This is a genomic window from Okeania sp. (assembly GCF_983059655.1).
This window is the reverse complement of the sequence record NZ_CEZPJD010000396.1, coordinates 1-7,114: the sequence shown is the minus strand read 5'-3', so window position 1 is coordinate 7,114 and position 7,114 is coordinate 1. Positions and strand designations below refer to the sequence as shown.

Below are 7,114 nucleotides of genomic sequence, written 5' to 3'. Positions count from 1 at the left end.
TATGATTCCCAGTCTGGACAACTTTCTCCATCTACGCCATAAGGGTGCATCCCACAAACTAATAAATTTCCGCCATAAACTTGACCATGATAATTGCTACATCCTCTACAAGCTGGATGTTTTTCTACAGTTGGTTCTACACTATCTACAAAATAGTCTATATCTTCTCCTTCTACATCAAAATCTAAGTCCAGGTATACTTCGATAATAGGGCCGATTAAATCATTTAGATACTCATCTATCTCTAAAATAAAGTTAGTACGTATTTCTTCAGTAATCTCCTCCGAAAACTTTTCCCACTCATCAAGTACTTCAGAAACTTCTTCTGCCATTTCATTGAAGAAATTTTCTACCTCTAAAGCAGCAGTTTCAATGACTTCAAACAAGCTTTTTGACCAGTCTTCCATTATTATATGTTTGAACTTTTTTTATTTAACTTAGAGTACCTAAACTTTTGAAGCTGAGATTAATTTTTGGACTAAGATTTAATCTTTCTGTAGATTACGCAATTCATCCTGTAGCCTATGGACTTCTTGGCGCATTTTATCTACTTCTTGGTCTGACTCTGATGAGTTGTCATCCTCTGAAAGAATTTCTATACGACGTGGTTCCCTTGATCCTGTTTCTGGAGATGATTCTACAGGTGGCTTTTGCGTAGCTTTATTCATCATATCCTCGACAAATTTACGACCCTCTTCAGTAGTCATTTCACCACGCTTAACCATTTCATCTGCCAGTTTCTGGGTCTCCGTTCTTAGTTCAGCTAATTTCTGATTAGCTTTCTCTCCTGCATAAGAGGCTAATCCCACTCCTAGATAAACTGCCCTTTGAATAATTCCTCCCAAATTATCCATAATATGTTCTGGCTCCTTTGAAATTGGGCGACCCGGAGTCAACGCCTACCATAAGCATCCCGTGTTGCTGCTACCTTCCGGTCCTGACAAGATTTAGGCGTTATAGTCGCGCTGGTCCGAATCACTTATTACTATAACACAATTTTTTATTCTGCAACTATACACCACTGATAAATTTCATAAGTGACACAATTATTTTTGATTAGAGGGTCTTCGGCCACTATTTTTTGGGCTTCTTCCATAGATTTGGCCTCAAATAGTAACATTCCTCCTTGATGGTTTTTCCAGTAACCACTCTTAGCTTTATGTCCTTTAGTAATTAATTCTTGGACATAAGCTTTATGAGCTGGTACATACCGATCAAATATTGATTTTTCGACTATACCTTTTTCTATTTTGGCAAACCAAGGCATTTTATTTTTTAAATTTTAATTTTATGGGTCAATCAAAACGTTTATTATTTGTGGCTCTTGTGCCACCTGAAAATATTCAAAACCAAATTACGGAAATTAAGGAATATTTTGCTACTAAATATAATAGCAGTCATGCTTTAAGGTCAGTGCCTCATATTACTTTACAACCTCCTTTTAAATGGCCAACTGAAAATTTAGCAGTTTTGCAGGAGTGTTTACAGACTTTTGCTCAAAATTGCTCTGCTTTTCCCATTACTTTGTCTGGGTTTGCTGCTTTTCCACCTCGTGTTATCTATGTTAATGTTGTCAAAACTCCAGAGCTTTTACAAATACAAAAAGATTTAATTCAATTTACAGAAATTACTTTAGGAATTCTACATCCCCCTTCTAAAATTCGCCCATTTTCTCCTCATGTAACAGTAGCTTTTCGAGACTTAACCAAAACGAATTTTCGAGCAGCTTGGTTAGAATTTCGAGAGCGATCGCTTGAGTTTGAATTTGTAGCTTCTCAGTTAACTTTATTAATTCATAATGGTAAGCGGTGGGATATTTGTAATGAATTTCCTTTTCAGGGTTGTATAAATGCGGAATAATTTTAATAATTTCGTAGCACAGGCATCTTGCCTGTTCAAGTGGAAATTGGGTTTGGAGACCAAACCCCTACAGTTTTTTTCACAAATAATTTACGATTACTATATCAGTCAAGCTACGTTTATTAATTCTAAGAAACTTTAATTATATCTGCTATATTTTTGACTGCTCTATTCCTAACAGAAATTTCTACATCATACCTAGACGAATCATTTCAAAACCATGAGCATATATATCCATAAATTTATAGCGTTTTTCTTTCTCTCGAAATTCAATAATACCTATTTCGTCCAGAAAAGAAACAAACTCTTCAAAATTTCCGACAACGTTTGCTGCGGAATTCTCCCATATTTGTTGTAATTCTTGTTTTTTTAAAAAAGCCGATTTGTCCTTAAGAGAATAAAAGAAATTATTTAGATTAGGATACTCTTCTTGAATTTCTTCACATCGCTTTCTTGATGCTTCTTTTAACCCAAATTCTAGAGATTTTCCTTGGAGTAAACGCTCTGCACTAATTTTAGTTGATGATTTTCCTCTGTAAGTTAATTCTTGTTCTTTTGCTGCTTCTAGTAATATACTTAAACTTCGAGGAAAAGTTGTACCACTTGAGTCTGTTAATCTTTCATAAACCCATTGAGATACTTTTTTCCCTCTTTTTCCGGCTCGCATACGGCTTCCCCAAAGTAATTCTAATGCTTGATCGAGTTCTTCTTCATCTGCTACGTCAATACTTTCAATCGCAACAGGAGAAACTCGCTCAACTAAATTTTCAAAATCTTTAGACTGTATTGCCTGACGAAGCGCTAAACGTAAAAAGTCTATTTGAGTCCACTGTAGAATAATATCCCTTCCAGTGAAATGACTTTTATTATCAAAATTTAAACGATTCCAAATATCTTCTCTCAAGAAAATTTTAAATCTAATTTCCGTTAGTCTACTCGCATTACAAGACTGAACTAATTGAAATAATCCTGTTAATGCTTGTTTTCTTAATTCTCCTGCTTCTGAAAAATGTTCATCTAAATCATCGTAAAGAAACCACCATTTTTTAGAGTTTTCTTTCGCTTCTTTATGAAGAATAATATTTACTACGTCTTTTACTATCAGCCTTAGTTTTGAGTTAGTAGATAATTCTAATAAAGCTTCAGTTGATTCAGATTGCCATATATCTTTTGGTAAATTATTAATTATTTTTTTCAAATCACTAAACTTTTCTCCTTGCTTATCTTCGGGAAATTTCAGTAATTCTTTCTGATAACATCTAAATAGTAAATAAGCTCTCCAAAAAGCTTCCCATGTTCCATTCTTTTGTTGCAAAGTTTGATGAATAATTTGAAATTCATCACTGCCAGGAGAATCTTTTTGAAATCTACCATGTCCTGAAAAAAATAAGGTATTATCTAACCTTCCAGGAGCTAATCTTTTAGCCAGTTTTTCATCTTTCAAAAATAACCAATATAGGGCAGTTTTACCTGTTCCTTTTTTTCCTCTAATTAGGCAGGTTGTATCATCTAAAAATTTTTCAAAATCAGCAGTGCGCTGAAAAAATGATCCTAAATTGTGATTAAGATCGGCTGCATTTACTTCTGGGAACTTTAGACTTTCAATAATTTGCCATCGTTCAGTGGTATTTAAAATACTACTGCGTTTAATTTCATCATTTTTTTCATCAGTTAGATTAGCAATTTTACTATAATAATCTTGCATTTCTAGTATGGGATACCTATCAGCAAAGGCAATTGGTTGAAGATAAGGAATTACTAATAATTCATCATTTTCTGGTTTATCGTTATTTGTATTTGAATCTTCTTCATCACTATCATAGTTTTTATCTGTTCCATTTTTTATTATTTTAAGCAAGGAACTCCAAATGTCTTGAACTTTCTCTAAACCAGTATTTGTCACATCAGGTACAGGGGAAAAAACAAAATTAATGGATAGATTTTTCAGACTTTGAAGAGATTCTAGTAGTAGCTCTATCCCTTGTTTATTTTGTTCGTTAGGAAAAAGAAAAATAATTGCTTCATCAGCAGCTTGAATTAATGATAAAGCACCCCATTGATTAATCCCAGTTCTGGAGTCAATTAAGAGAATATCTGGTTTTAATTGTTCTTGAATTTCCTGCTTAAAAATAGACCAAAGATTTTTATCTCCATCTATAACAGTTGTGGCATGAAGATCGTCAACTTTAGACACATAATCAAGACTAAGATATCCAGCAGGAACAACAAATAATCTCCCTGTGGCGTTAGGTATTCTCACTTCACTAAATATGTCTGTAATTAAAATACTGGGGTCTACTCCTTCTGGTAAATAAGAACGCTCGTAAAAATAATCAACAATTCCATATTTTGGTTGTAGCTTAAGGTTAAATGCTGTACTTAACCCAGGTGCTTCTAAATCTAAATCAACAGCTACAACTTTACGGCCTCGCATTGCTAAAATTGAGGCTACATGAGTTAATGCAGTAGTCCGACCTACTCCCCCTTTAAAAGAATAAAATGTTACTGTTCTAGGTATACTGGGTTCTTGCTGGGGTAGTTGAGGTTGATTTTGTGGGTTTGCCGCTTGGATAGCTAAATCTTGCCAAGTACTTGGTGAGAATGTATCAGGAATTTGTGGAGGTGAAATATTTAGTGATTCAGCTTCTTGAGGTGTATATAAGGAAAGAAACCCAGGAGACAAATTAGACACCTGAGATTTTAGTAAGTTGGAAATTTGTTCTTTCCGCTTAGGGATAGATAAACCAGAAAAGCTATAGCTAACTAAAGTTAAATTTAGCAAACCTGATGTGGAAATATTTACATCTATCCACTCTTGAGAGTTTTGAACGTATTGGTTTTTGATATTTTGCTTTAGTAATACTTGCCAGTTTTCTTGCATTTTAAACTCCTTAAAGTGTAGTGGCTTGTTTTTGTAGCCATCCTATAAGCTTTTTATATGTATTGAACCAGCTTTTATAATTTACATTATTAGCTTCAATAGCAAAATAACGTATATCTATAAAATGTTGACCCATCGGGTTCTCAACTTCATCCAGCCATTTTCGTACTTGAGGAAACTTATCAATTCTAGATTTAAGTTTATTGTGTCGTTTTAATGCTTCTATGTAGCTATGTCCTGGATTAGTAAAAGTATGTCCTGGATTATTGTTATCTGTTTTCCATTCTCTAGTTGCACTGTTTGGTAAAGTAGCAAAAATCATTGCTTTTAATAAACACTCAATAGTGACACCTCCAAAGTGCATAGCTCCAATTTTTCTTCCTGATTTATCTAATATTTCTGTATCAGAATAGCGTTCTAAAAAAGCTGCTTGGTAATCTTCCATAAATCAAAAAAATATAGCTTTGATCGTAAAAATTATATGTAATTAAGAGACATTCTCCATGAAATATATTTCTGGCATTTTTTTGGCTTCCCTCTCGCTCTATCCAATTCTACCAAATCAAATTAAATACTTGTCTTAGGGCTAAAGCCCAACTACGAGCAAAATCTTTCTTTATATGCCTATCTTTACCATATAGATCCCAAATGCTTTCTATAGGGACGTTCCAAAGAACACCCCTACATTTTTACTACTAACTATAAGCTTCTATAGGCAAACAAGAACAGACAAAATTACGATCGCCAAAAGCATTATCAACCCTTCCCACAGCAGGCCAAAACTTATGCTCTCGCGTCCAAGGTGCCGGATAAGCAGCACGTTGTCGAGAATAACCATGTTTCCACTCATCCACCATCAAACTCTCTGCAGTGTGAGGTGCATTTTTCAACAAATTATCCTGTTTATCTGCTTTCCCAGTTTCAATTTCTTCTATTTCCTGGCGAATCAAAATCATTGCTTCACAAAAACGGTCTAATTCTTCCTTAGACTCACTTTCTGTTGGCTCCACCATAATTGTTCCCGCTACAGGCCAAGAAACTGTCGGCGCGTGAAAACCATAATCCATCAAACGTTTGGCAATATCTTCCACTTCAATACCAGCCAATTTTTTCAGCGGACGCAAATCCAAAATGCACTCGTGAGCAATAAACCCATGCTTACCTTTATACAAAACTGGATAATAACTCTCCAACCGTTGAGCAATATAATTAGCATTCAAAATTGCTACTTTAGTCGCTTCAGTCAAACCATCTGCACCCATCATGGCAATATACATCCAAGAAATTGGCAGAATACTGGCACTACCCCAAGGTGCGGCAGATACCGCTCCACTAGAATTTTCTCCACCAATATTAATCACAGAATGACCTGGTAAAAACTTTGCTAAATGAGATTGAACGCCTATGGGACCCATTCCTGGGCCTCCGCCACCGTGAGGAATGCAAAAAGTCTTGTGCAAATTCAAATGACAAACATCTGCTCCTATTTCTGCGGGGCGGCATAAACCTACCTGAGCATTCATATTCGCTCCATCCATATAAACTTGACCGCCGTTACTGTGGATGATTTCGCATATTTCAGAAATTTCTTCTTCAAATACACCGTGAGTTGAGGGATAAGTAACCATAATGGCAGCTAAGTTATCTTTGTGTTTTTCTGTCTTCGTCTTTAGATCTGCAATATCTATATTTCCTTGTTTATCGCATTTGACGACTACAACTTTTAACCCACTCATCACCGCTGAAGCAGGGTTTGTACCGTGAGCAGATTCGGGAATTAAACAAATATTCCGATGTGCTTCTCCTCGGTGAGCATGATATTCACGAATTACTAATAAACCTGTATATTCTCCCTGGGAACCTGCATTTGGTTGTAGGGAGATGGCGCTAAAACCTGTGATTTCTGCTAACCATTCTTCTAGTTGCTCAAACATTATTTGATAACCTTTGGTTTGGGAAGTGGGAGCGAAAGGATGAATTTTGGCAAATTCCGGCCAGGTTACAGGTATCATCTCTGCTGTGGAGTTGAGTTTCATTGTACAGGAGCCTAACGGTATCATTGATGTTGTCAGGGATAAGTCTTTTGCCTGTAAACGTTGGAGGTAACGCAATAGTTCGGTTTCTGAGTGGTAGCTGTTAAATACTGGGTGAGTTAAATAACTGCTGGTGCGGGAATGTAATCCCCCCTGGCCCCCCTTTGTAAGGGGGGGAATGTTTTCGTCTGGTAATGCTTTCCCACCAGCAAAAATTTTCCAGAGGTTTTGCACATCTATATTAGTTGTGGTTTCATCTAGGGAAATACCAACTGTTTGCTCGTCAATAGTTCGGAGATTAATACCTAAATTTTCAGCAGCATCAATAATTTCTTTTGCA

The 7,114-nt window shown here is 35.7% G+C and carries 7 protein-coding genes and 1 other RNA gene; 1 reads left to right on the top strand and 7 read right to left on the bottom strand.

From position 1 onward, the window contains the following. From AC3DU7_RS20255 to AC3DU7_RS20240, 4 genes are all read right to left on the bottom strand, one after another. The coding region (locus AC3DU7_RS20255; protein WP_488041107.1) for a hypothetical protein at positions 1-407 on the bottom strand (407 nt) is incomplete at its 3' end. Positions 408-485: 78 nt separating this feature from the next. Further along, complete coding sequence (locus tag AC3DU7_RS20250) at positions 486-854, bottom strand: phasin family protein (protein ID WP_488041106.1); 369 nt, start codon at positions 852-854, stop codon at positions 486-488. A gap of 26 nt (positions 855-880) precedes the next feature. After that, an RNA gene (gene ffs, locus AC3DU7_RS20245) (signal recognition particle sRNA small type) lies at positions 881-977 on the bottom strand. 23 nt (positions 978-1,000) lie between these two features. Beyond that, positions 1,001-1,267, bottom strand: coding sequence for a YciI family protein (locus AC3DU7_RS20240; protein ID WP_488041105.1), 267 nt, complete (start codon positions 1,265-1,267; stop codon positions 1,001-1,003). Between the two features lie 23 nt (positions 1,268-1,290). Between AC3DU7_RS20240 and AC3DU7_RS20235 the strand changes: the two genes are divergently transcribed. Further along, entirely contained in the window at positions 1,291-1,860 is a 570-nt protein-coding gene (locus AC3DU7_RS20235; RefSeq protein WP_488041104.1) for a 2'-5' RNA ligase family protein, read from the top strand. Between the two features lie 187 nt (positions 1,861-2,047). Here AC3DU7_RS20235 and AC3DU7_RS20230 read toward each other — a convergent pair whose 3' ends face one another. The 3 genes from AC3DU7_RS20230 to gcvP all read right to left on the bottom strand — a co-directional run. Then, positions 2,048-4,741, bottom strand: a complete 2,694-nt coding sequence (locus AC3DU7_RS20230) for a MinD/ParA family ATP-binding protein (protein ID WP_488041103.1) — start codon at positions 4,739-4,741, stop codon at positions 2,048-2,050. A 10-nt stretch (positions 4,742-4,751) separates the two neighbouring features. Beyond that, a complete protein-coding gene (locus AC3DU7_RS20225) occupies positions 4,752-5,186 on the bottom strand; it encodes a hypothetical protein (RefSeq protein WP_488041102.1) in 435 nt (144 codons plus the stop codon). 250 nt (positions 5,187-5,436) lie between these two features. Continuing rightward, positions 5,437-7,114: aminomethyl-transferring glycine dehydrogenase (gene gcvP / locus AC3DU7_RS20220; protein WP_488041101.1), on the bottom strand; the 1,678-nt coding region annotated here is incomplete at its 5' end.

What these genes read in the sequence shown, in the direction of transcription:
- AC3DU7_RS20250 (WP_488041106.1), bottom strand. Translation starts at nt 854, where the DNA reads ATGGATAATTTGGGAGGAATTATTCAAAGGGCAGTTTATCTAGGAGTG.
- AC3DU7_RS20240 (WP_488041105.1), bottom strand. Translation starts at nt 1,267, where the DNA reads ATGCCTTGGTTTGCCAAAATAGAAAAAGGTATAGTCGAAAAATCAATA.
- AC3DU7_RS20235 (WP_488041104.1), top strand. Translation starts at nt 1,291, where the DNA reads ATGGGTCAATCAAAACGTTTATTATTTGTGGCTCTTGTGCCACCTGAA.
- AC3DU7_RS20230 (WP_488041103.1), bottom strand. Translation starts at nt 4,741, where the DNA reads ATGCAAGAAAACTGGCAAGTATTACTAAAGCAAAATATCAAAAACCAA.
- AC3DU7_RS20225 (WP_488041102.1), bottom strand. Translation starts at nt 5,186, where the DNA reads ATGGAAGATTACCAAGCAGCTTTTTTAGAACGCTATTCTGATACAGAA.